This is a genomic window from Leifsonia sp. McL0607 (assembly GCF_049993355.1).
Lineage (GTDB): Bacteria > Actinomycetota > Actinomycetes > Actinomycetales > Microbacteriaceae > Leifsonia.
Genome location: NZ_CP188253.1, coordinates 2,091,517 through 2,114,410, shown reverse-complemented (window position 1 = coordinate 2,114,410; position 22,894 = coordinate 2,091,517). Strand labels below are relative to the sequence as shown.

Annotated in this window: 21 protein-coding genes; 7 read left to right on the top strand and 14 right to left on the bottom strand. The window is 67.9% G+C overall.

All coding sequences use genetic code 11. The features are described from left to right. Nucleotides 1–23: 23 nt before the first annotated feature. Nucleotides 24–1,106 carry an LCP family protein gene (locus tag ACPPVW_RS10240; RefSeq protein WP_426623025.1) on the bottom strand — a complete coding sequence of 361 codons (1,083 nt, stop codon included), beginning with the start codon at nucleotides 1,104–1,106 and terminating at the stop codon, nucleotides 24–26. Next, nucleotides 1,103–1,651, bottom strand: a complete 549-nt coding sequence (locus ACPPVW_RS10235) for a low molecular weight phosphatase family protein (protein ID WP_426626281.1) — start codon at nucleotides 1,649–1,651, stop codon at nucleotides 1,103–1,105. The genes ACPPVW_RS10240 and ACPPVW_RS10235 overlap by 4 nt, the downstream gene beginning before the upstream one ends. Nucleotides 1,652–1,955: 304 nt before the next feature. Between ACPPVW_RS10235 and ACPPVW_RS10230 the strand changes: the two genes are divergently transcribed. From ACPPVW_RS10230 to ACPPVW_RS10210, 5 genes are all read left to right on the top strand, one after another. Further along, the gene (locus tag ACPPVW_RS10230) at nucleotides 1,956–3,071 is read left to right on the top strand and encodes a hypothetical protein (protein WP_426623024.1); all 1,116 of its coding nucleotides are present in this window, start codon (nucleotides 1,956–1,958) and stop codon (nucleotides 3,069–3,071) included. A gap of 137 nt (nucleotides 3,072–3,208) precedes the next feature. Continuing rightward, nucleotides 3,209–3,502 carry a PqqD family protein gene (locus ACPPVW_RS10225; RefSeq protein ID WP_426623023.1) on the top strand — a complete coding sequence of 98 codons (294 nt, stop codon included), beginning with the start codon at nucleotides 3,209–3,211 and terminating at the stop codon, nucleotides 3,500–3,502. Further along, nucleotides 3,499–5,055 (top strand): polysaccharide biosynthesis tyrosine autokinase, encoded by a 1,557-nt coding sequence (locus ACPPVW_RS10220; protein ID WP_426623022.1) that lies wholly within the window; start codon nucleotides 3,499–3,501, stop codon nucleotides 5,053–5,055. The genes ACPPVW_RS10225 and ACPPVW_RS10220 overlap by 4 nt, the downstream gene beginning before the upstream one ends. Nucleotides 5,056–5,383: 328 nt before the next feature. Beyond that, nucleotides 5,384–5,704 (top strand): hypothetical protein, encoded by a 321-nt coding sequence (locus tag ACPPVW_RS10215; RefSeq protein ID WP_426623021.1) that lies wholly within the window; start codon nucleotides 5,384–5,386, stop codon nucleotides 5,702–5,704. Between the two features lie 23 nt (nucleotides 5,705–5,727). Beyond that, nucleotides 5,728–6,921, top strand: coding sequence for an IS256 family transposase (locus tag ACPPVW_RS10210; protein ID WP_426623020.1), 1,194 nt, complete (start codon nucleotides 5,728–5,730; stop codon nucleotides 6,919–6,921). 177 nt (nucleotides 6,922–7,098) lie between these two features. Here ACPPVW_RS10210 and ACPPVW_RS10205 read toward each other — a convergent pair whose 3' ends face one another. Genes ACPPVW_RS10205 through ACPPVW_RS10195 form a run of 3 tightly spaced genes read right to left on the bottom strand, consistent with a single transcriptional unit; the run spans nucleotide 7,099 to nucleotide 9,628 of the window. Continuing rightward, nucleotides 7,099–8,361, bottom strand: coding sequence for a hypothetical protein (locus tag ACPPVW_RS10205; protein WP_426623019.1), 1,263 nt, complete (start codon nucleotides 8,359–8,361; stop codon nucleotides 7,099–7,101). Beyond that, complete coding sequence (locus ACPPVW_RS10200) at nucleotides 8,358–9,404, bottom strand: glycosyltransferase family 4 protein (RefSeq protein WP_426623018.1); 1,047 nt, start codon at nucleotides 9,402–9,404, stop codon at nucleotides 8,358–8,360. Before ACPPVW_RS10200 ends, ACPPVW_RS10205 begins: the two co-directional genes overlap by 4 nt. A gap of 50 nt (nucleotides 9,405–9,454) precedes the next feature. After that, nucleotides 9,455–9,628, bottom strand: coding sequence for a hypothetical protein (locus tag ACPPVW_RS10195; protein WP_426623017.1), 174 nt, complete (start codon nucleotides 9,626–9,628; stop codon nucleotides 9,455–9,457). Nucleotides 9,629–9,815: 187 nt separating this feature from the next. Between ACPPVW_RS10195 and ACPPVW_RS10190 the strand changes: the two genes are divergently transcribed. Next, entirely contained in the window at nucleotides 9,816–11,933 is a 2,118-nt protein-coding gene (locus ACPPVW_RS10190) for a RecQ family ATP-dependent DNA helicase (RefSeq protein ID WP_426623016.1), read from the top strand. 12 nt (nucleotides 11,934–11,945) lie between these two features. On the opposite strand, the gene ACPPVW_RS10185 is transcribed toward ACPPVW_RS10190, so the two are convergent. The 4 genes from ACPPVW_RS10185 to ACPPVW_RS10170 all read right to left on the bottom strand — a co-directional run bounded on the left by ACPPVW_RS10185 (nucleotide 11,946) and on the right by ACPPVW_RS10170 (nucleotide 14,681). Beyond that, a complete protein-coding gene (locus ACPPVW_RS10185; protein WP_426623015.1) occupies nucleotides 11,946–12,467 on the bottom strand; it encodes a hypothetical protein in 522 nt (173 codons plus the stop codon). A gap of 197 nt (nucleotides 12,468–12,664) precedes the next feature. After that, complete coding sequence (locus ACPPVW_RS10180) at nucleotides 12,665–13,801, bottom strand: UDP-N-acetylmuramate dehydrogenase (RefSeq protein WP_426623014.1); 1,137 nt, start codon at nucleotides 13,799–13,801, stop codon at nucleotides 12,665–12,667. An 8-nt stretch (nucleotides 13,802–13,809) separates the two neighbouring features. After that, the gene (locus ACPPVW_RS10175) at nucleotides 13,810–14,235 is read right to left on the bottom strand and encodes a MaoC family dehydratase (RefSeq protein WP_426623013.1); all 426 of its coding nucleotides are present in this window, start codon (nucleotides 14,233–14,235) and stop codon (nucleotides 13,810–13,812) included. Next, nucleotides 14,235–14,681 (bottom strand): FAS1-like dehydratase domain-containing protein, encoded by a 447-nt coding sequence (locus tag ACPPVW_RS10170; protein WP_426623012.1) that lies wholly within the window; start codon nucleotides 14,679–14,681, stop codon nucleotides 14,235–14,237. Before ACPPVW_RS10170 ends, ACPPVW_RS10175 begins: the two co-directional genes overlap by 1 nt. 407 nt (nucleotides 14,682–15,088) lie before the next feature. Here ACPPVW_RS10170 and ACPPVW_RS10165 point away from each other — a divergent pair, with 407 nt between their 5' ends. Continuing rightward, complete coding sequence (locus ACPPVW_RS10165) at nucleotides 15,089–16,012, top strand: Ppx/GppA family phosphatase (RefSeq protein ID WP_426623011.1); 924 nt, start codon at nucleotides 15,089–15,091, stop codon at nucleotides 16,010–16,012. A gap of 105 nt (nucleotides 16,013–16,117) precedes the next feature. On the opposite strand, the gene ACPPVW_RS10160 is transcribed toward ACPPVW_RS10165, so the two are convergent. The 5 genes from ACPPVW_RS10160 to ACPPVW_RS10140 are packed head-to-tail and all read right to left on the bottom strand — an operon-like array spanning nucleotide 16,118 to nucleotide 22,796. After that, nucleotides 16,118–17,518 (bottom strand): NtaA/DmoA family FMN-dependent monooxygenase, encoded by a 1,401-nt coding sequence (locus tag ACPPVW_RS10160; protein WP_426623010.1) that lies wholly within the window; start codon nucleotides 17,516–17,518, stop codon nucleotides 16,118–16,120. After that, nucleotides 17,515–19,257 carry a dipeptide ABC transporter ATP-binding protein gene (locus tag ACPPVW_RS10155; RefSeq protein ID WP_426623009.1) on the bottom strand — a complete coding sequence of 581 codons (1,743 nt, stop codon included), beginning with the start codon at nucleotides 19,255–19,257 and terminating at the stop codon, nucleotides 17,515–17,517. The genes ACPPVW_RS10160 and ACPPVW_RS10155 overlap by 4 nt, the downstream gene beginning before the upstream one ends. After that, nucleotides 19,254–20,159 carry an ABC transporter permease gene (locus ACPPVW_RS10150; protein ID WP_426623008.1) on the bottom strand — a complete coding sequence of 302 codons (906 nt, stop codon included), beginning with the start codon at nucleotides 20,157–20,159 and terminating at the stop codon, nucleotides 19,254–19,256. The genes ACPPVW_RS10155 and ACPPVW_RS10150 overlap by 4 nt, the downstream gene beginning before the upstream one ends. Then, complete coding sequence (locus ACPPVW_RS10145; protein WP_426623007.1) at nucleotides 20,156–21,178, bottom strand: ABC transporter permease; 1,023 nt, start codon at nucleotides 21,176–21,178, stop codon at nucleotides 20,156–20,158. The genes ACPPVW_RS10150 and ACPPVW_RS10145 overlap by 4 nt, the downstream gene beginning before the upstream one ends. Beyond that, complete coding sequence (locus ACPPVW_RS10140) at nucleotides 21,156–22,796, bottom strand: ABC transporter substrate-binding protein (RefSeq protein ID WP_426623006.1); 1,641 nt, start codon at nucleotides 22,794–22,796, stop codon at nucleotides 21,156–21,158. The genes ACPPVW_RS10145 and ACPPVW_RS10140 overlap by 23 nt, the downstream gene beginning before the upstream one ends. Between the last annotated feature and the right edge of the window lie 98 nt (nucleotides 22,797–22,894).

Sequence of the window (22,894 nt, the reverse complement as noted above, 5' to 3'; positions counted from 1 at the left end):
CGTGGACTGCAGAGAAGCGACCATCAGCGTGCCCCCGATCCGAGCTCGCCGCTGGTGAATCGCTTGATGAGATCGTCGTCGACAAGTGCCTTGCGGATGATCGCGAGTCGCGACTCGTCGACCTTGACGATCGATTGCCCGTCGGGCGAGGTGCCTGTGCCGGCGGTCGGCAGCGTCAAGGTGTGGATGGCGTCGTTGTTCAGCCCGCGCGACCTGAGCGCAAGGTCGGCGACCGCCCCGGCAGTGAGCCCACCGTCCGCCGCGATGTAGTGCGCGAGCGTTCCGACAGCCGACTGCAGCTTCAGCGGATTTGTGAGTGTGCCCGTGTTGACGAATCCGAGGACCAGCGCGCGGATGAACGCCTGCTGATTGCGGACACGCTGGTAATCCGCTTCAGCGAAGGAATAGCGTTCTCGGACGAACGCCAGCGCCGCGGACCCCTCCACGAGGTTGTATCCCTTCTTGTAGCTGTAGCCGGGCATGTTCTTGGACTGGAACGCCGTGTCCGACCAGACATCGACTCCGCCCAGCGCGGTGGCGATCGAGCCGAACCCTCCGAAATCGACGACCATCACGTGATCGATGCGCGTGCCGAGCAGGGCCTCGACCGTCTGCACGGTGAGCGGCACGCCTCCCCAGCTGAAGGCAGCGTTCAGCTTCGCCGAGCCGTGGCCCGGCACGGGTACCCACAGATCGCGCATCAGTGACATGACCGTGATGCCGGAGCCGTCTTCCGGCACATTGACGAGCATCATCGTGTCCGATCGTTCACCCGTCGCTTTTCCAGACAGGACATCGCTGAGTCCGGTCCGGGAATCGGAACCGATCAGCAGGATGTTGGTGGCGCCGTTGACCGGGCGCGGGCGAGTGTCCTCTTTGGGGAACGGATCCGCGATCCGGATGACCCCGTTGTCGAATGTGCCACCGAGCCAGATCAGATACCCGCCGATGAGAGCCACCGGGAGCACCAGGACCAAGATCACCGCTGTCAGCCAGATCCAGAGGACGCGACGTCGACGACGTTTGCCCTTCTGACGGTCGTCTCGCGCTGATCGACGTTCCTGGGCGGAATCGAAGATCGCCTCCAGATCCTCGAGCTCGCTCACTGTCTCACTCCGGACCCGGCCAGCAGATCGATCACCGGCACCACGCGCGAGGCCATCTCGGTGAACGCCGAGTCCGACTTGCCGTAGGGGTCGGCGACGTCGTCGTCGGTCGCTGGTCTCAGCCGCCCCGCCCTGCGGAGCTCGACGGCCGACGCGAGGAGTCCTCTCCACCGGTCCGCGTCGTTCGGCTGCCCTGGCAACGCCGTCTCGGCGGCGGCGCGGCCGAACTCCATCAGGGGGAAGATCCGCGCGAACGCCGACGGTTCGAGCGACGCAGCGCGCTCGCAGTGCTCCGCTGTCATCCCGAGGATCAGATCGGCTTCGCGGAGCATGGGCTCATCGAGCTGTCTGGCGATGAACCCGTCCGGATCACCCCCGTTCGCCCGCACGAGGGGGCGAGTTTGTGATGACATGCCGCGCCCCACGACCGCGCGTGTCCCGGCGCTGCGCACCAAGACACCTCCGCCTGCAGCGGCGACGCGACTCGCAAGGACGCGCTCGGCCATCGCGGACCGGCAGATGTTGCCAGTACAGACGAAGAGCACGAAAAACGGCCGGGCGGACACAGGGACCTTCCTCGGGAAATCGGCGCGGGGGCGGTCCGCGGATTGGGCAGGGCAAAACGGAAGTCTCGCGCAGCACTTTGCGGTTCACCGGAGGTTCCGGCCGCCATGTCCGGGCCAGGGGGGACAGTTTCACCTTCGATATCCACCGCTCGTGATCGACGGACGTTGCGGGGTCACCTCGCATCGCCTCCCGGGAGTTCTGCGCCTCGCGAATCACGATCGCGCGTGCACCGACGCGGACGTACGGATACTGATCTGACTCATTTCAGAGGGGACCTGGAGCATGCCTGTCGATCAGCCCGACCTCGCGGAACCGCGCACCATGGTGGTGCGCGCGCTCGGTCGTCGCGTTCGCGTCCGCGCGCAAGGCCCGGGCGCCGTGGCGTTCTGCTCCGTTTTCGAGACGGCATGGGGACAGCTCCTCGACGATGACGGCTCGCCCGCCGACGGCGAGATCTCGGTCGTCGTACTGGACGCGACCGAGCGAACGATCGCGGGACACATGGCTTCGGTCGAATCGCAAATAACGCTGACGGCCATCCGCGGGAACCTCGGGGCAGGACTGCTGCTCCACGCCGCCGCCATGACAGACGAGTCGGGGGCGGCGATCCTCCTCGTAGGCCCCTCAGGCGCAGGCAAGACGACAGCTGTGCTTCATTTCGGGCGTTACCACGGGTACGTCACCGACGAGATCGCCTTGATTCGAAGGTGCGGGGTGGTGACCCCGTACCCGAAGCCGTTGTCCCTGGCCCGACCTTCCACAGCCGCGAAGGCGCAGCTTTCCCCTCGTGAGCTCCACCTGACGCCGACGCCGGCGGGCGAACCGGAGGTGGCGCGGATTGTCCTGCTGGACCGCCGACCTGATGCGGGCGAACGAGCGCTCGCCAGCCGGCTCGACCTGGCCAATGGCATCTTCGCCCTCGTTCCCCATATCTCCTCGCTCACGGCGACCGCCCGGCCGCTCGTCGCGCTCGCTCGACTGATCGCCCGCGTCGGCGGCGTGGAGCGGCTGGCCTATCGCTCAATCGACGACCTGGATCCTCGATCCACCCCCCCGACCTGTTCACCGCTCGATGCCGACGGACTGGTCTTCACCACCCCGCTGGAATCTCCGACGGCGGCGCCGACGCTGAGAGAGCACCACCCCGGTCTCGTGCGCAACGTTCCTCATGACGCCATCGAGACATCGGACCTGTTGATCCTTGCGCGCGATGACATCGTGACCGCGCTAGCTGCGGTCTCACGAACGATCTGGCACGCGACAGCGAGTCCACGTTCGATGACAGAAGTGCTGGCCGCCGTGCGAACGGAGCATGGACCCTTCGACCGCGACCAGGAGATCACCACGTCGAACGTGGAGCAGTTGGTCGCTAACGGGATCCTCCGGTGGTTGCCGTGACAGCGAGCGAACGATCCTTCTCAGCACCATCCGAAGGTGACTCGGCGGATGAAAACGCTTCCGATGTCTCCCCGCCTCGATGGCACGCAAAGAACCCGGATGTCGTCTGGGTGGAAGCCGTCCGAGGGCGGTGCGCTGTGACCGACATCGCGGACTTCAGACAGTTCCAGCTCGTGGGACCGTCTGCTGAAGTGTGGAGCCGCATTGACGGATTCGCGTCCGACGACGAAGTGGTGCGGGCTGTGCTTGCTTTCTACCCGGAACATCCCGACACCGCTTACGCCGAATGCGTCTCGTTGATCGAGACGATGACGGACATCAAACTGCTCGTCCACCAGCCCGGCACCGGCCGCGGCGAACCCGACGACGTCGACCATCCCGATCGTGGGGGTCGCGTTGCGCAGCCAGCTCAGAAGGGAACCGTTTTATGAGCACCCAGGTGGAGGCCACTGAAGGGCGATCAAGAGCTCGCGAACTCCGCGACTTCATCTCGATGCTTCGGAGACACTTGGTCGGTGAGGTGCTGATCCTCCTCGCGACGATCGCCGTCGTAGCGGTGTTCACCGCCCTCCAGCCGCGGGTGTACACCGCGACGGCGTCGGGTCTGGCGCAGGCCGCCTCCGGGGAGAGCCTGTCGATGGCGCTCGCGGGCGACAGCCTCGCGAAGTCGCGAGCCGAGACCTACGTGCGCGTCGCCACCTCGGATGCAGTCGCGAAGCGCGCCGCGGAGATCCTCGGGAACAAGCGGAGCATCGGCGAGCTGCTGGGGAACATACGCGCGACCCTGCCCTCCGACACTGCGGTAATCGAGATCAGTGCCAGCGCCAGCACCCCCGAGGGAGCCGCCGAACTTGCGAATGCATGGGTGCAGGCCCTGGCAGATCAGGTCAAGCAGATCGAGACGCCCGAAGACGGGATCAATGAAGCCGCGCTCTCGTACGTTCCTCTTGCAGCGGCACGCCCCCCCTACCTGCCGTCGTCTCCGAATCTTCAGTTCGCCCTAATACTGGCGCTGCTTGCGGGCTCCTCGCTCGCTTTCGTCTACGGGCTTCTCCGCACGCATTTCGACAGGAAGGTCCGCAGCGTCGCCCAGATCGAAGCTCTCATCGATGCGCCGGTCATCGGAACGATCCCCATCAGCGACTTCTTCGGGGATCGCCAGAGGATCATCGATCAGTCCGACGACGAGACACATCAGCTTTTCGCGATCTCAGAGTCTCTCCGCGAGCTGCGGACGAACCTCAGCTACGTGGACGTCGACAGGCCGCCGCGTGTGATCGTCATCACGAGCTCCATTCCCGGAGAAGGCAAATCGACGCTCGCCGCCAACCTCGCCGACGCCATCGCGGCATCCAATTTGAATGTCGTCATCATCGACTGCGACCTCAGACGACCGACGCAGTCCGAAATCTACGGTCTGCGCGGGGGAGCAGGACTGACCGATGTGCTCAGCGGCCGGCTCTCGATCAACGACGCAATGCAAGCGCCGACGAGTGACCCCCATCTGCGTGTTCTCGCGTCCGGACGCATCCCACCGAACCCCAGTGAGCTGCTCGGGTCGCGCACCATGAAAGAGCTCGTCGACGCTCTCTCAGAGGTGGCCACGGTGATTCTCGATGCCCCACCTGTCCTGTCCGTCACCGATGCCGCCGTTCTCGGGACGATTGCCGACGGTGTCGTCCTTACCGTCGCGGCGAAGCAGATCACCTCGGAACAGCTCGAGAAGTCGTATCGCGCGATTCTGCGGGTCCACGGACGTGTGCTCGGCGCTGTGCTCAACAAAGTCCCGCCGACCGGGATCGACGCGTACGACTACGGCTACTATCGAAGCGACTACTACTACTCGAATCGCGAGAAGGGCGAAGACGCGGCCTCGGCGGAATCGGCGACCGAACAGACCCGGGAGGCCCCGGAAAGCGTTGCTGACGCTCCTGAAGGCGGACGCCGCGAGCGCAGTGTTGCTCTGAAGCGACGCGCTCGCTGACAGCGGACCTCGGGCACATAATTGAGAGGGTGTGAAGCGATCCAGCTTCACCCCCTTTCTCGCTACGTCGCGCTCGCGTTCATTGAGCAATCCCCTGAGCGGTAAGGGTCTATCCTGTAAGTCGTTTTCGGTGTGGTGGCTTTGGTACCTGGTCGGTTCGTGTCAATCAGGTGGTTGGCGTAAGTCGCGGTGAGTTGACGGATAAAAAGGCGTGGGCGGTCATCGGGCCGCTGCTGCCGCGCAACGGTCGCCGTGATCCGGGCCCACCACCATGCTGCCGGGGCCCGGAAAAAGGGGATCCACACGAAGTGAGATCGAGGCCCTCCAGGTGGACGGCGAATACATCGGGCGCCCCCGAGGAGGACTGAGCACCAAACTGCACCTCGCTGTAGACGGGCGCGGCCTGCCGGTCAGCGCCGACCAGATCGCCCATCGCAAAGCCAAGGGCGCACATGGCGGTCGACCACCAGAGGTCGACCCGGCCGAGTACAAGAGACGCAACGTCGTCGAGAGGTGCTTCAACCGACTCAAACAGTTCCGCGACTTCGCCACCCGCTTGGCCAAACGCGCCGCCTACATCAAAGCCGAATCACTCTCGCCGCGGGACTGTGGATTTAGCGGTGTTTCCGGCGTGACGCGCTGCGTGTGATGTGTGGCGGGGAAGGTGCTGTGATGACGACGACACTGGATGTTGTGAGTCTGAAGAAACACCATGATGATGACCGTTCCGCGGAGGCCGCTGCGGCGGCCGAGCTGGTGCGGCTGGCCAAAGAGCAGGGTCTGGCTCTGACGGGCCCGGACGGGTTGCTGAAGCTGTTCACGAAGAACGTGCTCGAGACCGCGCTGAACGAGGAGCTGACCGAGCACCTCGGCTCTCACGTGCCGCGGGATCGCGATGGGTCGTTCGAGCCGAAGATCGTGAAGAAGCGCCAACGTCGGTTGAACGGGGTCGAGGAAATCGTCCTGTCGTTGTATGCGAACGGGCTCACCACTGGTGAGATCTCGGCGCACTTCGCTCAGATCTATGGTGCCTCGGTCTCGAAGGAGACGATCTCCCGGATCACGGACAAGGTGATCGACGAGATGAACGAATGGTCCGCCAGGCCGCTCGAGGAGGTCTATGCGGCGATCTTCATCGATGCGATCGTGGTGAAGATCCGCGACGGGCAGGTCGCGAACCGGCCGATCTATGCCGCGATCGGAGTCACCCTCGCTGGCGAGAAGGACGTCCTCGGACTCTGGGCTGGGACCGGCGGTGAGGGTGCGAAGTTCTGGATGAGTGTCCTCACCGACATCAAGAATCGTGGGGTGCGTGACACGTTCTTCCTCGTCTGCGATGGTCTGAAGGGTTTGCCCGAGGTTGTCGGCAACGTCTGGCCACTCACGACGGTGCAGACGTGCATCATTCACCTGATCCGGAACACGTTCCGGTTGGCGTCGAAGAAGGACTGGGATGCGCTCAAACGCGATGTGAAGCCGATCTATACCGCTCCGAGCCCGAACGCCGCTCGGGCCGCGTTGGAAGAGCTCGACCAGAAGTGGGGCAAGAAATACGCGGCGATTATCCGGCTCTGGGAGTCCGCGTGGGAGGAGTTCATCCCCTTCCTGGACTACGACATCGAGATTCGCCGGGTGATCTGCTCGACGAACGCGATTGAGTCCCTCAACGCCCGATACCGGCGTGCGGTGCGCGCCAGAGGACACTTCCCGACAGAGCAGGCGGCGCTCAAGTGCCTGTATCTTGTCACCAGATCACTCGACCCGACCGGTGCGGGACGAGTCCGATGGACGATGCGATGGAAACCTGCTCTCAACGCGTTCGCCATCACCTTCGCAGACCGCTGGCCGGCCGCGGAGACCTACTAAATGAAAACCGCCGGAAACACCGTTACTGAGATAGTCCCACGACTGGCCGCCGACCCAAAAGCAGCAGGGGCAGCCTGAGCTTCTACGAGATCCTCCGCGAACTCCAAACCGCGGTCATCCGACTCCTCAGCCACTGCCCCTACTGCAAACGCGCCGGACCAACATAACCAAGTACTACTAGGCCGACGACAGCGTCGCCAACGCCTTCTCCGGCGCCTTCAGACCGGCGACGGGTGGGTCGGACTTCGGAAGAGTCACAATGATGCTGAACATGATGCCTGTGTACATCCAGACAAATAAGTCGAATGAGAAGAACATGCCGACCATCAGCACCAGAAGGGCCTTGCCCGTCCGTCCGGAGAGGACGAAAGCGGTGATGCACATCGCCACGAGCGCCACCAGGCCTGCGATACCCATGGTTCCGAGCGCGTATACGAACATATCGTCGACGACACGCAGGTAGGTCTGCTGCATGTAGCCCCGGTCGTAGAGCAACAGCTCGCTGCCGAATCCAGTGCCGAACCACGCCTCGAGCGGAGGACGCGCCAGAAGGTTGGGTACGGAATCAAAAGCACCCAACCGGTGCGACCACGAACCCGAAACGAGCAGCTCCTCGATGATCCGCACGATGCCGACATCGATGTTCACGAGCAGCACACCGCCGGCGAGGAGTACGAACAGGAGGCGCGCCCATGAGGCGAGCTTGCCGTTCGTCGCCACGTGAACGAGCACCGCCCCGGCCACGGCCAGGATGATGCTCCGGGTGCCACCGATGATCAGGCCGACCGTCACGGACGTCAATGCGATGAGCCGCCACCACTGTCTCCAGCGCGCAGGGTTGGACCATGCCACGACGAACGCCACACCTTGGAGCAGCGAGTACGGGATCGGGTGCCCGAGGGTTCCCTGCACTCGGTTGTTATCCGTCAGAAACGGATTCTCACGGGCGCCTCCGCGAAAGCCCCAGACGGGTTCCGCGAACACGGTCAACTCCAACAGACCCACCACGACCTGAAACACGGCAGTGAGGACGATCGCGGTGTACAACATTCGTACTTCCACGTCGTCCAGCGACGACGCGACATACGCTGCGAGCGTCGCTAGGCCGAAGTACAGGATCATCGTGAGGACGGAATAGCTGCCGCCCAGAAGGGCGCCGAGCCCGACATAGCCCCACCAGGCCGCGATGAGCGCGAACCGCTTCCCTCCCGCGACGGGAGCCCGACTGCGCATGAGGGCCAGCCCCAGCAACGCGATCGACGCGACGAGGCACCCCTGCCAGACCGGTCCGGGGGCGGTGATGTTTCCCCCGAACGTCAGCAGGAAGAAAGCGAAGGAGAGCGCGACGCCCCGGACGAGGCGCACGGGAAGGATCAGCAGGAACACCACGGCGATGAGCAGCACACCGACGCCGCCGGAGATGAAGAGTATGAGGTTCATCGTGCCTCGGATCTTCCAAGAAGGGAGCGATAGCGGTCGAGTACGGGACCGAAGACCCGCTCTGGAGACGCCTCAGAGTCGACCCAGGTCTTGGCTTCCGCGATCGCCGCTTTACGAGCTCGATCGTCCGTCACGACGTGAGCGATCGTCCTGGCGAATTGCAGGTCGTCTGCATCGTCAGCCACTTCGAAACCTCGTCCGGATGCCAGCAGTCCGTTCGCCGCAGAGGCCGTTGCGACGACGGGACGCCGACGCTCGAACGCCTCCAGCACGACGAGGGGGGTGCCCTCCCACCGCGACGTCATCACGAGGACATGTGCTCTGTCGAGGCGGTCGGGCACGTCCTCGACGTGCCCGACGAATTCGACGGGTGCGGCCAATTCCGCGGCGAGCCCTGCCGCTTCTGCACGGAGTTCGCCATCGCCCGCCCACGTCGCCGTCACTGGCATGATCTGCGCGAAGCGTGCGACGACGCGTACGAACCGAAGCGGATCCTTCTGCTCCGCGAGCCGCCCGACAGCGAGGATCCGCACCGGTGTCGCCGGGCGAAGCTCGGGCCAATCGCTCGGCGCGGAAGCCGGCCTCTGAGCCGGGGCGTTTCCGACGACCACGACCCGAGCCCGCGGTCGACGCGCCTCGTCGACCACCATGTCGGCGACCTTGTCACCGACGGCGAAGACAGCTCGGCTTCGGAACGAGAGCATCCGTGGGCTCACACTCGGAAGTCGTGTGTGCGCGTGCTCTACGACGGGAATCCTCAGGAGCCGGCCGACGATGAGGGATTGAAGAGCCTCGCGGCGCTGGTGCGCGTGGAGGATGTCCGGCCTCTCCGCGCGCGCTGCACCCAATAGTGCCCATGTCTGCGCGAGAAAACCGGATTGCTGCTGAGGGATGAACCGGACCGATGGGACCAGCCGGGATCGTGAGGATCCCGATTCCCCGATGACGGACACGATCACGCCGTGTTGGAGCGCGAGCCAGTTGGAGAGATCGACGACGACCTGCTGGGCGCCCCCTTGCCCTATGTTGTCGATAACCTGCATGACTCGGAGTGCTCGGCCTCCGATGGTGGCTGTCATCGGACGGGAGCCGGTCAGCTCGGTTCGATGACCTGGACGTCGCCGAGAGCGTTGCGCGCCTTGTCGAGCGCCTCACCGATGTTGCGCGCGTCCATGACGACGACGGCGGCGGTTCCGTTCGGGAGACGGAGTCGGAGCTCGAAGGGACGGAGCGGGGCCTGTGTGCGGGTGCGGGTTGTAGTGGACACGGTGGTACTTTAGGGGCGGGAATCTGCGTGACTTCGGCGGCTTCGCGCCAATCAGCGGTTCCCCGCGGCCATTTCATCCCACCCCTCACCCATCGCGGCTCTCCCTCACAACTCCTCTCGCGCGCGAGTACTCCACAGATCGTCGCCGACCGGGTTGCCCGTCGGTCGCTTCTGGAACGATGGCTGCATGAGCACCACCGACATCACATCCGAGACCACCGGCGATCGAGCCCTCTCCCGCCTCCGTGCCCTGGTCGGCCGCCCGGACGCTGAGTTCCACGACGGGCAGTTCGAGGCCATCGAGGCCCTCGTCGACGACCGCAGCACGGCGCTGGTGGTGCAGCGCACCGGGTGGGGCAAGTCCGCCGTGTACTTCGTCGCCACGATGCTCCTGCGCGAACGCGGCGCCGGACCGACCATCCTCGTCTCGCCGCTCCTGGCTCTGATGCGGGACCAGGTGGAGGCCGCGGCGCGCGCCGGCGTCCGGGCGCTGTCGATCAACTCCGCCAATCGGCATGAGTGGGATGAGGTCGTCGCCCGGTTGAAGGACGACACGGTCGATGTGCTCCTGGTCTCGCCCGAGCGGCTCAACAATCCCGAGTTCCGCGACCAGCACCTGCCCGCGCTCGTCGAACGGTGCGGGCTTCTGGTCATCGACGAGGCGCACTGCATCTCCGACTGGGGACACGACTTCCGGCCCGACTACCGCCGGCTGCGCGAGCTCGTGCGCGCGCTGCCCGACAGCGTGCCCGTGCTCGCCACGACAGCCACCGCCAATCAGCGAGTGGTCGCCGACGTCGAGGAGCAGCTGGGCGGCGCGTCCGGAGCGGGCTCCGTGCGTACGATCCGGGGGCCGCTGGCCCGCCGGTCGCTGCGGCTCGGCGTCCTCACGCTCGACGACGCCACCACCCGCCTGGCCTGGCTCGCCGGCCACCTCGCCGACCTGCAGGGCAGCGGCATCATCTACACGTTGACGGTGTCGGCTGCCGACGACACGGCTCGCGTTCTCCGTCGGGCCGGGCACGATGTCGCCGCATACACGGGCCAGACCGATCCCGCCGAGCGTGAAGAACTCGAGATGCGGCTCAAGCGCAACGAGGTCAAGGCGCTCGTGGCCACGAGCGCCCTCGGAATGGGGTTCGACAAGCCCGATCTGGGATTCGTCGTGCATCTGGGAGCGCCCTCGTCGCCCGTCGCCTATTACCAGCAGGTCGGACGCGCGGGGCGCGCCACTGAGTCGGCCGATGTGCTCCTACTGCCCGGTGCGGAAGACCGCGCGATCTGGCAGTACTTCGCCACGGCTGCGATGCCGACGCAGGAGAAAGCGTTGGCGCTGCTCGGCGCGCTGGGTGAGCAGGCACAGTCAACGCGCGTTCTCGAGAGCCGGGTCGACCTGCGGTCGTCCGCCCTCGAGCTCCTGCTCAAGGTGCTCGACGTCGACGGCGCCGTGCGGCGGGTGCCAGGCGGGTGGATCGCGACCGGTCGGTCGTGGACGTACGATCGCGAACGCTACGAACGCATCGCGGCGGCCAGGGAGGCGGAACAGCACGCGATGATCGAGTACGAGCGCACGTCCGGGTGCCGGATGGAGTTCCTGCAGCGCCAGCTCGACGATCCCGACGCCGGACCCTGCGGACGATGCGACCGGTGCGCCGAGGCGTGGTACCCGAGCGAGGTGGCGGCCGACGCGGCGCGCGCCATCGCCTCGGAGCTCGATCGTGCAGGCGTCCCGGTCGAACCTCGAAAGCTGTGGCCGACCGGCGCGGACGCCGTTGGCATTCTGGTCCGCGGCAAGATCCGCGCGGACGAGCAGCTGGAGACCGGCCGGGTGCTCGCCCGGATGACCGACCTCGGCTGGGGAGGGCGTCTCCGCGGTCTTCTGGCACCCGAGGCACCGGACGCGGAGTGCCCGCCAGAGATCCTGCATGCGTGCGTTCAGGTGCTCGCGCAGTGGGACTGGACGCAGCGACCGGGTGCGGTGATCGCAGTTCCGTCCCGCTCGCGGCCGCGGTTCACCGAAAGCCTGGCCCGAGGCCTGGCGGAGATCGGGCGCCTCCCCTACCTCGGCACGCTCGCCCTTCGGGGAGGCGGGCCATCGGGGAGCGCGGGCGGCAACAGCACGTATCGGCTGGCGGGGGTCTGGGATCGCTTCGACGCCACCGCGCTCGACGTTCCGCCCGGAGCGCCGGTGCTGCTCGTCGACGACGTCATCGACAGCCGGTGGACCGTCACGGTCGCCGGGCGAGAGCTGCGGCGTGTCGGCGCCGGCGCCGTGCTGCCGTTCGCCGCAGCCCTGCGGGCATGACCGGCCGGAGGGTCAGATGAAGCCGCCGAAATCGCCGCCACCGCCGAAATCGCCTCCGCGGAAATCGCCTCCGCTGAAGTCGCCGCCACCGCCGAAATCGCCGAATCCGCCAGAACCGGCATCGCTCAAGGCGGCGTCGCCCGAGGCGGCGTCAGGCGACCCTCCATCTCCGGCTGCCTGGTCCAGGCCGGGTGCGGGCAGGAACACGCTGACGAGGGCGGAGGCGATGACGTAGCCGGCCACGCTGCCGAGCAGCGAGCTCGCGAACATCCCGCCGAAACCCATCCCGCCGGCAGGGCGAGCGCCGAGTGAGCGCTCCAGGGTTCCGGGCTGGCGCAACTCGGAGCGAGTGGCGGCCCGAGCGAGCGAGCGCGCGTCGTCTGCGCGCGGCTGCTCACCGGACGGCGCGTGGGCGCTGAGCTGTTCGAACACGAGCCGTCGCTGGTTCGGGGTCAGCTTTGCGAAAGCCTCCTCGTGCACCTGCTCGATGGTCTCGGGCGGTGCGGTGCGCAGAAGGTAGCGGTAGCGCTCCACGGCGATTTCGTCGTCCGTACGTTGTGTGGACGACGCCGCAGTCGGCGCCTGAGCTGACGGGTGCACCTGAGGGGACGGGTACTGCTGAGTGCGTTCTCCCTGCGGCTCTTCGCGACCAGGAGACGATCGAGGAATCCCATGGGCCATAGCGTAGAAACGGAGTGTGAGAGTCCTCTCAGAGAACGCCGCCAGATCTCCTACAGCGACAGCCCCACCAGCACCGGCTCCGGCCGGAGCAGCACACCGAAGTCCGCCTGCACGCGTGCCTGGACGAACGACGCCAGCTGGGCGACGTCTGCGGCGGTGGCGTGGCCGCGGTTGACGATCGCGAGGGTGTGCTTCGACGAGATGGCGGCGCCGGAGCCCGGGAGCGCGAAGCCTCGGCGGATCCCGGCGTTCTCGATCAGCCACGCGGCGGAGAGCTTCACGTCGTACGGGCCGCCCGCGAGCGGCGGGATGTCGAGCGGGTGCACGCCGCCCGCGGGGATGCCGATCACCAGATCCGGCTCGGGCGGTGTCACCGGCCAGCGCGGCGCGTTCGTCGGGAGGCTGCGCGCGAACGATTCGGAGAGGATCGGGTTGGTGAAGAAGCTTCCCGAGCTTACCGAGTCCGGGTCGTCGGGGTCGAGCACCATCCCTTTGGAGGCGCGCAGAGCGAGAACTGCACGACGCAGTTCCGCGACCGGAACCCGGGAGCCGACGGGCACGCTGAGCGAGTCGGCCAGCTGCGCGTACGCGACCGGGGCGCTGAGGGGCGCCCCGACACCGCCGGGCACGGTGTCGTCCGACAGCTCCAACTCCACCGCGAGCACCACGCCGAGCCTCCCGCGCTTCAGCACGGACGTGCGGTAGCCGAGCTCCAGCTCGGACCGTGACAGGCGCATGATGTCGCCCGTCGACGCGTCGAGGAAGTCGACGCCGACCAGCGAGGACTCCAGCTCCTGCCCGTAGGCGCCGATATTCTGCGTCGGCGCTGCCCCCGTCGAACCCGGGATGCCCGAGAGCGCCTCGATCCCCGACCACCCGTTCCGCACGGTCAGGGCGACGACCTCGTCCCAGGGCTCGCCCGCCTGCACCCGCAGCCGCACGCGACCGCTCGGAGCGTCGACCCGGTCGATGCCTCGCGTCACCACGTGGATGACCGTGCCCTCGAAACCGTCGTCGCTCGCGACCGTGTTGGAGCCGCCGCCGAGGAGGAGCCACGGCTCCCCCGAGGCCCAGACCTCGCGAGCGGCCGCGACGAGTGCGGCGGGATCCTCCGGCGCGATCAGGTTCTTCGGCACGCCCCCGACCCGCATGGTCGTGAGCTCGGCGAACGCGGGAGCTTCGGTCATCGCGTCGTTCACGCGAGCGAGACGCGTACCTGCGCCTTGCCGAGAACGGTCTCGGCGTTGAACGTCGTCGTGAGGTCGATGCGCGCCACCCGCGCCTCCGCGTCGAGCTGACCGACCTGAGCCGTCACCCGCACGCTCGCGCCGCTCGCCGGGTCGACGACGACGGGGCGCGTGAACCGCACCTGGTAGTCGACGACGCGCGCAGGGTCGCCCGCCCAGTCCACGACCGGCTGCACCGACAGGCCCATGGTGAGCATGCCGTGGGCGATCACCCCGGGGAGGCCGACCGAGGTCGCGACGTCGTCGCGGTAGTGGATCGGGTTGAAGTCGCCGGAGGCGCCCGCGTAGCGCACCAGCGTGTCCCTGCTGAGGTCGAAGGTGCGCTCGGCGACCACGTCGCCGACGGCGAGGGACTCGAACTCGGGTGCGGACATCACTCGTCTCCTCGAACGACCAGGGTGGACACGGTGGTGACGACGTGCTCGCCGGAGTCGTCCACGATGACGGTCTCGGCGGTGACCATCGAGTGGGCGCCGAGGGACTTGACGGAGGTCACCGTGAGCGTCGCGATGAGCTCGTCGCCCGCGACGACCGGACGGGAGAACGTGAACCGCTGGTCGCCGTGGACGACGCGACTGAAGTCGATTCCGGCCTCCGGGTCGGCGAGCAGCTGGTCGAGAGTGAGCTGCTGCACCACCACCGCGAACGTCGGCGGCGCGACGAGGTCGGCGTGGCCGGCGGCCTGAGCGGCGGCCAGGTCGAAGTTGATGGGGTCGGTGGCGAGAACGGCCGCGGCGAACTCGCGCACCTTCTCACGCCCGACGAGGTAGGGCGGGGTCGGCGGGAAGCTGCGCCCGACGAGCTCTGGATTCACTGGCACCCGACGATTCTACGAACAGAAGAGCCCCGGCGCAGAAGCGCCGGGGCTCTCGAAGCTGTATCAGCGGACTACTGGCAGCTGTCGCACTGCAGCAGATCCATCGGGTCGACGGGAACTGCGTAGCCGCCAACGCTGTCGTTTTCGTAGTCCATGATGGCCTCCCCTTGAAGTCTGTTTCACCGTGTGTCTCGCGGTGTTTACCCACTATATAACCCGAATGACACGATTGTCATTCCACTACATGTAGTGTTTTCGGGTTTTTCAGGCCCCCTGCTTCGCACTACCGAGATTACGCGGAACCACCGACATCGACTGTCCGAAATGGGGAATCCGCACGGCGTGTCGCGTTCGTGAACCCGTGTGCCGCGGCGACTCGGCATCGCTCCCGCAACCATTACTCTCTCTTTATGAGACTCGGAGTCCTCGACGTAGGATCCAACACCGTCCACCTGCTCGTCGTCGACGCGCACCCCGGCGCTCGCCCGCTTCCCGCGGCGACGCACAAGTCGGTGCTGCGCCTCATGCGCTACATCACCGAGGACGGGTCGATCAGCGCTGAGGGCGAGTCCGCCATCCTGGAGGCCATCCGCTCCTCCGTCGAGGTCGGCAAGGCAGAGGGAATCGAGGAGCTGCTGCCGTTCGCGACGTCCGCGATCCGGGAGGCCGCCAACGGTCCGGCGATCCTCGACCGCATCCGCGAGGAGACCGGCGTCGAGCTGCAGGTGCTCTCCGGCGAGGACGAGGCGCGATTGACGTTCCTTGCCGTCCGGCGCTGGTCGGGATGGTCGTCCGGCTCTCTCCTGCTGCTCGACATCGGCGGCGGCTCACTGGAGATCGCGGCAGGGGTGGACGAGTACCCCGACGCAGCGGTGTCCCTTCCGCTCGGAGCGGGACGCAGCACGATCGGGTTCCTGCACGACGACCCGCCGACCGACGAGCAGCTCACGGCACTGCGCGACCACGCCAGGGTGACCCTCGCGGAGGCCGTCGGCCAGTTCTCCGGCCGCGGACGTGAGCACGTCATCGGCACCTCCAAGACCATCCGTTCGCTCGCGCGGTTGGCCGGCTCGACGGCGAGCGGTCCCGGCGGCACCGAGCGCAGCCTCCTTCGCCGCTCCGAGTTGGCGGACTGGGTGCCGCGACTGGCGCAGCTGCCCGCCGAGGCGCGCACCGCGCTGCCGGGCATCACCGCCGACCGCACCTTCCAGATCGTCGCCGGCGGCGTGGTGCTGCGGGAGGCCATGCGCGCCCTCGATGTCGCGGAGCTCGAAATGTGCCCGTGGGCGCTGCGCGAGGGCATCATCTTGCGCTACCTCGACCACCTCGACTGAAGCGGCGCCGAGGGGCACGCAAATGCCCCTAAAACGCACGGATAAGGGCGTTTGCGTGCCCTTCGACAGAGCGCGATGGTTCGCGGGAGTCGCGGACGTCGCGGGTCAGGGGGTGGGGAGGAGGTCGGACTGCAGGTGGGCGCCGCCGCGGTAGCGGGCGGCTGCGTGCCGCTCCGGGAGGCGGTTGTTGCCGTCGCCGAAGAGACGCTCGCGCAGCGTCGCCGAGCGTTCGCCCTCCTGCGGCAGCCGGCCCCGGCGGCGCAACTCGGGGATGACCAGGTCGGCGAAGTCGCGCGCGGTCTCGAACGAGTGGTACTGGCGCAGGTTGATGCCGTCCAGGCCGTCCTCGTCGAGCCAGCGCTCGATCTCGTCGGCCACGGTCTTCGGGTCGCCGACCACCAGGAAGCGGTCGTCGCGGCCGTTCTTCACGAAGTCGAGCGCCTGGCCCACCGTCTTGTCCAGCGGGAGGAACGGCACCCGCTCCGCCGGGAACTCCGCCCGCGCGAGCGCCTCCCGCACGGTGATCTCGCGCGGGAAGGCTGTCAGGTCGACCGGGAGGCTGCTGTGGGCGAGGATGCCGTCGAGGCTGGAGTGCTGCTGGTACAGCCTCCACTTGTCCTCGGCCTCTTCGGTCGTGCGACCGACGATCACGCCCGCCATCGCGATGAACTTCACATCGTCGCGCTGCCGGTCGTGCCGCTGCGCTGCGTCGCGCATTCCGTCGGCGTTGCGGCGGAACTCCTCGCTCGTGCGTCCTCCGGTGAAGACGACCTCCGCGTGGCGACCGGCGAACTCGATGCCCGCCGGCGACCCGGTCGCCTGGAACAGCACGGGCGTGCGCTGCGGCGACGGGTGCACGATGTGCGGTCCGGCGACACGGTGCCGCTCGCCGACGTGGTTGATGTACCGCACCTTGTCCGGGTCGGTGAAGACGCGCGCCTCGCGGTCGGCGATGACGGCGTCGTCGTCCCAGGAGCCTTCCCAGAGCTTGTAGAGGACGTCGAGGTACTCCTCCGCGCGGCGGTAGCGCTCGTCGTGCGGCACCTCGTCGTCCAGCCCGAAGTTGCGGGCGGCATTGGGGAGGTAGGAGGTCACGATGTTCCACCCGATCCGGCCCTTGGTGAGGTGGTCGAGGGTCGACATGCGGCGCGCGAACGCGAACGGCGGCTCGTAGGTGGTCGAGAACGTGACGCCGAAGCCCAGGCGGTCGGTGACCGCGGCCATCGCAGGCACGAGCAGCAGCGGGTCGAGATTCGGGCTCTGGAGGCCCTCCCGCAGCGCCGTCTCCGGTCCTCCCCGGAACACGTCGTACGCCCCGATGACGTCGGCGAGGAAGATCCCGTCGAAGCCGCCGTGCTCCAGGAGCTGCGCGAGCTCGAGCCAATAGTCGAGGTCGGCGAAGCGCTCGCGGTTGTTGCCCGGCAGCGGCCACAGGCCGTGCGCGATGTGGCTCACGCACGCCATCTCGAACAGATTGACGAAGAGCTGCTTGGGTTCGGTGGTCATGCGTTGCCTTCCGGGATGGCGCTAAGGGGAGTCTCGCTGAGCGGGGTGGTGCTGTCCGCGCCCGGTGCGAACTCCGGGATCGCGGCGATCAGTTCACGAGTGTACGGCTGCTGCGGGCGCTCGAAGACGTCCTCGGCGGTGCCCTCCTCGACCACGCGGCCGTCCTTCATGACCAGCACACGGTCGCTGAGGTGGCTGATGACGCCGAGGTCGTGCGAGATGAAGAGGTACGCGACGCCCGACTCCCGCTGCAGTGCGACGAGGAGGTCGAGGATCTGCGCCTGGATGGTCACGTCGAGCGCAGAGACGGCCTCGTCGAGCACGATCACGTCGGGCCGGGGCGCCAGTGCCCGGGCGATCGCGACGCGCTGCCGCTGACCTCCCGAGAGCCGCAGCGGGAACCGCGGCAGCGCATCCTCGCCGAGGCCCACGTGCGCCAGCAGCTCGCGCACGCGGGCATCGCGCTCCGCCGCGGTCGCGAACGACTCCGCGCGGAGGGCGTCGAGGAGGATGCGCTCCACGGTCCACCGCGGGTCGAACGAGCTCAGCGGATCCTGGTAGACGACCGAGATGCGACGGCGCAGCACCCGACGGCGGGACTCGGGTAGCGACGACCACTCCCGGCCGAGCAGCCGCACGTCGCCGGCGTCGAGTCGCTCGAGCCCGAGGGCGAGTTTGGCGGTCGTGCTCTTGCCCGAGCCCGACTCGCCGACGATGCCGAGCGTCTCCCCAGCGTGCAGGATGAACGAGACGCCGTCGACCGCGCGCGTCACCGTTCCATCGGAAGTGTGGAAGCGCTTCACGAGGTCGCGCGCCTCCAGCACCGGCTCGCCGATCGGCAGCCGGGGCGCCTGGGCGGGCGCGCCGGGGGTGAGCGCACGTCCCCGCGTCGCCTCGCCGGGGACCGCCGCGATGAGCGCGCGGGTGTACTCGTTCTCGGGCGCGGCGAGCACCCGCTCGGCCGAGCCCTGCTCCAGCACCTCGCCCCCGCGCATCACCAGGATGTGATCGGCCAGCCGCGCGACGACGGACAGGTCGTGGCTGATCAGGATGATGGAGGCGCCGCGTTCCTTCATAGCCTCCAGCTGCGCGAGCACCTGCGCCTGCACGGTCACGTCGAGCGCGGTGGTGGGCTCGTCCGCGATCACGATGTCGGGGTCGAGTGCGATGGCCGAGGCGATCAGCGCCCGCTGCCGGAGGCCTCCGGACAGCTGGTCGGGGCGCTGCCGTGCGCGGATCGCCGGCGCGGGCACCCCCACCCGCTCCAGCAGCTCCAGCACGCGCGCTTTCCGCGCCGCGCGGTCGCCCCAGCGGTGCAGGCGCAGCGCCTCGGCGATCTCCGCGCCGACCGGACGGAGCGGATCGAGCGAGACGAGCGCGTCCTGCAGCACGAAGCCGATGTCGCGACCGCGCACGCGCCGCCATTGCCGCTCGGTGAAGCTCCGCGCGTCCTCGTGGTGCACCTCCAGCGCGTCGGCCTCCACTGTGGCGCCCGGCCCGGCCAGCCCGACCAGGCTGCGTGCCGTGACCGACTTGCCCGAACCGGACTCGCCGACGATCGCGACGCACTGGCCGGGCAGGAGGTCGAAGCTCACGCCCGACACGATGGGCCGGTGCGCTCCGTTCACGATGAAGCCGGTACGCAGGCCCCGCACCCGCAGGCGCACAGCGGGCCAATCGAGTCTGCCCAATTCCCCGCCGGCGACGAACTCTTCGGTGCTCCGTTCGGCGATGCTCACGATCGCTCCCCCTTCTCCAGGCGGGCCTGGACGTGCCGGCCGATGGTGGTCGCGGCGAGCGCGACGGCGACGATGACGAGACCCGGGATGACGACGAGCCACCAGGCCGTTGTGAGGTAGGCGCGTCCCGCGTCGAGCAGCGCCCCCCACTCGGAGGCGGGCGGCGCGACGCCCAGCCCGAGGAATGACAGGCTCGACGCCCAGACGATCGACTGGCCGATCGACAGTGCGAACACGGCGACCAGCGGCCGCAGCGCGTTCGGGAGGATGTGCGCTCGCACGATCAGCCAGCGCGCATGTCCGAGTGCGGTGGCGGCCTCCACGTAGCCGGAGTTGCGGGCGCCGAGGATCTGCCCGCGGATCATCCGCGCATATCCGGGCGCCGTGCCGACGCCGACCGCGAGGACCTGTGTCGCCGCGCTCGGTCCGGCGACGGCGATGAGCAGCAGCGCGAGCAGGAGGGCAGGGAACGTGAAGAGGATCTCGACGAACCGGTCGACCACCACCGCGACGGGCTTCACGCCCAGCGCAGCGAGCGTGCCGAGGATCAGTGCGAGGCCGATGCTGACGGCCGCGGCCCCCACGCCGATGGTGAGCGAGTCGCGCGCGCCCCAGACGATGCGGGTGTAGAGGTCGCGGCCGGACTCGTCGGTGCCGAACGGGTGCGCCCAGCTCGGCGGCTGCAGGGCGGCGCCGTAGTCCACGGCGGTGGGCAGGTGGGTCGTGAGCACCTGCGGTGCGATCACCGCGACCACCAGCAGGGCGGCGAAGGCGACAGCCAGATACAGACCCCAGGGTGCGCGCGCGAGGCGGGCGGCGGTGGAGGGACGGGTATCGGGGGCTCCGGCCGGTCGGCGCGACGACGGCGACGGCTTCGACTGCGCGGTGGTGAGGGAGGTCATGACAGCTCCAACCGGGGATCGATCACGGTGTAGACGACGTCCACGATGAGGTTCGCGGCCACGTAGACCACGGCGACCAGGGTCACGATGCCGGTGACGACCGGCAGGTCCTGGGAGTCGACGGCCGTCACCAGCACCGAGCCGATGCCGGGCCGTGAGAAGATCGACTCCACGATCACGGCGCCGGACAGCGTGGCGCCGAGGGCCCACCCGGAGAGCGTCACGGCAGGGATGACCGCGTGCCGCAGCACGTGCCGGAGACGGATGCCCCATTCCCCCATGCCGCGCATCCGGGCGGAGAGCACGAACGGCTGGTCGAGCGACCGCTCGAACTCGGTGCGCACGCTCTGCGCCATGAACCCGGCCAACGGGATGGCGAGCGTCAGGGCGGGCAGCACGATGCCGTTCGGTGAGGAGCCGCTGATGATCGGGAACCAGCGCAGCCCCAGCCCGAACACCAGCAGCAGGATGATGCCGAGCCAGTAGGCGGGCAGGCCGGCGGTGACGACGTCCACGGTCGAGCCGAGTGCGCCGACGCGCCGGCCGCGGCCGGCGGTCAGCGTGACCCAGACGACCATGATCGCCCACGCGAGCGCGATCGCCGTGAGCGACAGCGTGAGGGTGTTGCCGAGCTGCTCGCCGATGATCGCGGTGACCGGTCGGTACTGCTGGTACGAGTCGCCGAAGTCGCCGCTGATCAGACCACGCAGATAGTCGACGTACTGCACGACGACCGGTCGGGTCAGACCGTACTGCGCGCGGATCTGCTCGAGTTCGGCCGGCGTGCGCAGCTGCGCCTGGCCGGCCCGGATGTTGAGGATTGTCGTCGCCCGGTCGCCCGGGAGCGCGAGCTGGGCGAAGAACGCCACGCTCGCCGCGCCCCAGAGCACCACGGCGGCTGCCGCCGCCTTCTTCAGGATGGTGAGGGCGACCGCCCGGCCGCGCCGGGGCCGGACGGCGGTGACGACCGCCTCGGCCCCGGCTGCGGCCTCGGCCTCACTTGGTGAGATAAGCGTCATAGAACGTCGGCCCTCCCTGTGCGTGCTCCTGCCAGACGTCGTGCAGCCTCGGCGAGACGGCGAGCGTGCTCAGCCGGTCGTAGACGCCGATCGACAGCGCGTGCTGCGCGATGTAGTCCTGCGCCTTCTGGTAGTCCGCGTTCTGCTGCTCCACCGTCGCGGCGGAGTTGCCGTCGAGGATGTACTGCGCCAGCACCGGGTCGTCGTAGAACGCGCTGTTGCTGTAGTTGGGGTCGTCGGCGGTGGACGGCCTCCAGTTGATGTAGAGGATGCCGGCCGTGACGGACGTCCAGTAGCCGGCTTGGAGGTCGTAGGCGTCCGGTCCGGAGAACTTGCCCGAGAAGAACTCGCTCTGCGGCACCGGGATGAGCTTCACGTCGAAGCCGACCGTGCTCGCCTGCTCCTTGACGCCCTGCAGGATGGCGGCGCCGTCGGCGTCGATGATCGAGCCGGCGCCGTACGGCAGCCTCACGGTCAGCGCCTGGCCGTCCTTCTCGCGGACGCCGTCGCTGTTCTTCTGGGTCCAGCCCGCCGCGTCGAGGAGGGCGTTCGCCTCCTTCGCGTCCTGCGTGTACCAGTCGGCGGCTTTCCGGCTGTAGCCGGGGGTCGCCTGGCTGACGCCGCCGTTGCCCTCCGACGGGATGACGCCGCGGCCGATCGTGTTCACGATCTCGGGTCGGTCCAGGCTGTACGCGAACGCCTGGCGCACTTTCTCGTCGGTGAAGGGACCCTTCGCCGTGTTGAACGAGATCTGCTGCGGACGACCCGGGGTCACGAACTTCTCGAGCTGGTAGCCGCCGCTCTTCAGCACGCTCCACTGCACGGAGGGCACGTCGTAGATCGCGTCGACCTGGCCGCCCTGCAGCGCGGCGACGCGCGTGGTCGGGTCGGCGACGAACCTCCAGTCGATGGTGTCGACGTAAGCCGGACCGGTGTGCTTGGCGTTTGCCGGCGGCGAGGTGTACGCCTTGTTCTTCTTCAGGATGATGTCCTGGCCGCGGTTCCACTTGTCCACGACGAATGCGCCGGAGCCGATCGGGGCCTCGCAGTTCTGCTCCTTCGTACGCGTCTGCAGCGCGTGCTGCGACTGGATGCCGAAGTAGCCCTGCGTGAGGTTGTCGGCCAGCCGCGGGTAGGGGTGGCTGAGGTGGATCTGCAGGGTCTGGTCGTCGATCGCCTTGGCCGACGTGTAGTAGCCGTCGAGCCAGATGTTGGCGGTGCTGTTGCCACCGTTCACCCAATAGTCGAAGTTGTAGGCGACGGCCGCGGCGGTGAGCGGCGTGCCGTCGGTGAACCTCACGCCCTTCTTGAGCATGAAGGTCCAGGTCAGCCCGTCGTCGGACTGCTTCCACGCGGTCGCGAGCCACGGGACGACTTTGTGGTTCTCATCGAGCGAGGTCAGGTTGTCGAGAACCTGGTACGACAGGTACGCCTGCTCGATCCAGCCGCCGAACACGCAGGCGGGCTCCTGCTGGTGGGCGTAGACGATGGTACCGCCGTCGACCTTCTGGCCGCCGCCGGTCGCGGCGTCCGAACCGCCGGCGCAAGCGGCGAGGGCGAGCACGCTGCCCAGCGCGACGGCGGCGCCGAGCAGGATGCGGAGGGAACGGGTACGCATGGGAACTCCTGGAAAGCGGGTCGGGAACGCAGCGGATGCGGGACGGGATGCAGCCCAGGATGCTGCCGTGCGCAAGCGCGGTCCAGCCAGCGTGACCG

What these genes read in the sequence shown, in the direction of transcription:
- ACPPVW_RS10230 (WP_426623024.1), top strand. Translation starts at nt 1,956, where the DNA reads ATGCCTGTCGATCAGCCCGACCTCGCGGAACCGCGCACCATGGTGGTG.
- ACPPVW_RS10220 (WP_426623022.1), top strand. Translation starts at nt 3,499, where the DNA reads ATGAGCACCCAGGTGGAGGCCACTGAAGGGCGATCAAGAGCTCGCGAA.
- ACPPVW_RS10210 (WP_426623020.1), top strand. Translation starts at nt 5,728, where the DNA reads ATGACGACGACACTGGATGTTGTGAGTCTGAAGAAACACCATGATGAT.
- ACPPVW_RS10205 (WP_426623019.1), bottom strand. Translation starts at nt 8,361, where the DNA reads ATGAACCTCATACTCTTCATCTCCGGCGGCGTCGGTGTGCTGCTCATC.
- ACPPVW_RS10200 (WP_426623018.1), bottom strand. Translation starts at nt 9,404, where the DNA reads ATGCAGGTTATCGACAACATAGGGCAAGGGGGCGCCCAGCAGGTCGTC.
- ACPPVW_RS10190 (WP_426623016.1), top strand. Translation starts at nt 9,816, where the DNA reads ATGAGCACCACCGACATCACATCCGAGACCACCGGCGATCGAGCCCTC.
- ACPPVW_RS10180 (WP_426623014.1), bottom strand. Translation starts at nt 13,801, where the DNA reads ATGACCGAAGCTCCCGCGTTCGCCGAGCTCACGACCATGCGGGTCGGG.
- ACPPVW_RS10175 (WP_426623013.1), bottom strand. Translation starts at nt 14,235, where the DNA reads ATGTCCGCACCCGAGTTCGAGTCCCTCGCCGTCGGCGACGTGGTCGCC.
- ACPPVW_RS10165 (WP_426623011.1), top strand. Translation starts at nt 15,089, where the DNA reads ATGAGACTCGGAGTCCTCGACGTAGGATCCAACACCGTCCACCTGCTC.
- ACPPVW_RS10160 (WP_426623010.1), bottom strand. Translation starts at nt 17,518, where the DNA reads ATGACCACCGAACCCAAGCAGCTCTTCGTCAATCTGTTCGAGATGGCG.
- ACPPVW_RS10150 (WP_426623008.1), bottom strand. Translation starts at nt 20,159, where the DNA reads ATGACCTCCCTCACCACCGCGCAGTCGAAGCCGTCGCCGTCGTCGCGC.
- ACPPVW_RS10145 (WP_426623007.1), bottom strand. Translation starts at nt 21,178, where the DNA reads ATGACGCTTATCTCACCAAGTGAGGCCGAGGCCGCAGCCGGGGCCGAG.
- ACPPVW_RS10140 (WP_426623006.1), bottom strand. Translation starts at nt 22,796, where the DNA reads ATGCGTACCCGTTCCCTCCGCATCCTGCTCGGCGCCGCCGTCGCGCTG.